Genomic DNA, 1,032 nt, shown 5'->3' with positions numbered 1-1,032 from the left:
CACCGAGAAGATCTGGGGGCTGATCCGCAAGGAGGGCGCCGGTCACGCCGCGCCGGAGCCGGAGGAAGCGGAGCCCGAGTCCGGCGCGCCGGCGGCGAAAACCAGGAGCACGAAGAAGGGGCAGGCCGGCGGAACCAAGGAGTCGAAGGCGGCGGGCGATGGCGCGCAGGCCGGCCTTCCGGGCACTGGCGAGACCGCCGATCCTGATGCCGCCGCGGGTGGGGCCTGATCCGCATGTTTGATCCGGCCCGCATGGCTCGCCGCAGCTTCGCGCGCTTCGGGATCGACGCCATTGTCGATCCCGACGGCGCCGCAGTGGCGCTGCGCATGATCCCGTTTCAGGGGGATCTGCGGGGCGAGTTCGGCTCGCTCGCGATCTCCAGCCCGGGCACGCTTTATGAGGTGCTGGCCGAAGATTGGCCGGGCGGGGGCAAGGGCACGGTCTTTATCGCGGGCGGGCAGCGCCGCGTGGTGCAGGAAACACCGGTGCCCCGGGATGCGCGCGGGCTGGTGCTTGTCCTCAACTCGCATCCGGAGGCGGGCTGATGCGCGGGCCGCGGATCAAGGCCGCGCTGCAGGGCGATCTGAGCCGGTTCATGCGCGAGGAACTGGCCGACGCTGAACGGGCGGTGACCGAAGGGGTGCATGAGGCGGGCGAGGATCTGGTCCATGCGCTGCGCCGCGACGTGATCGCGGGCGGGCTGGGGGCACGGCTGGCCAAGTCCTGGCGCGCCGCCCACTATCCCAAGGGCGGGCGCTCGCTTGGCGCGGCCTCGGTGGTGCGCACCAAGGCGCCAACACTGATCCGGGCCTTTGACGAGGGCGCGCTGATCCGCTCGCAGGACGGGATCTGGCTGGCGATCCCCACCGACGCTGCCCCGAAACGCGGGATCGGGCGCAAGCGGATCACGCCCACGAACTTTCCCGAGAACCGCTTCGGGCCGTTGCGGTTCGTCTATCGCAAATCGGGCCCGTCGCTTCTGGTGGTCGACAATCAGCGCGAGCGCAAGGGCAAGCGCGGCGGCTATGCCC

Annotated in this window: 3 protein-coding genes; all 3 read left to right on the top strand. The window is 71.0% G+C overall.

Annotated features, from left to right (window positions below; genetic code table 11):
* On the top strand, positions 1 to 229 hold a 229-nt coding region (locus BMW66_RS20475; protein WP_217639365.1), incomplete at its 5' end, for a hypothetical protein.
* 5 nt (positions 230 to 234) lie between these two features.
* Complete coding sequence (locus BMW66_RS19940; RefSeq protein ID WP_093120914.1) at positions 235 to 546, top strand: head-tail joining protein; 312 nt, start codon at positions 235 to 237, stop codon at positions 544 to 546.
* The coding region (locus BMW66_RS19935; protein ID WP_093120912.1) for a DUF6441 family protein at positions 546 to 1,032 on the top strand (487 nt) is incomplete at its 3' end. The genes BMW66_RS19940 and BMW66_RS19935, both read left to right, overlap by 1 nt.

Origin of the sequence: Salinihabitans flavidus (assembly GCF_900110425.1) — a bacterium.
Lineage (GTDB): Bacteria > Pseudomonadota > Alphaproteobacteria > Rhodobacterales > Rhodobacteraceae > Salinihabitans > Salinihabitans flavidus.
Note: the sequence above shows the minus strand (reverse complement) of the source record. Positions and strands in the feature narration are given on the sequence as shown.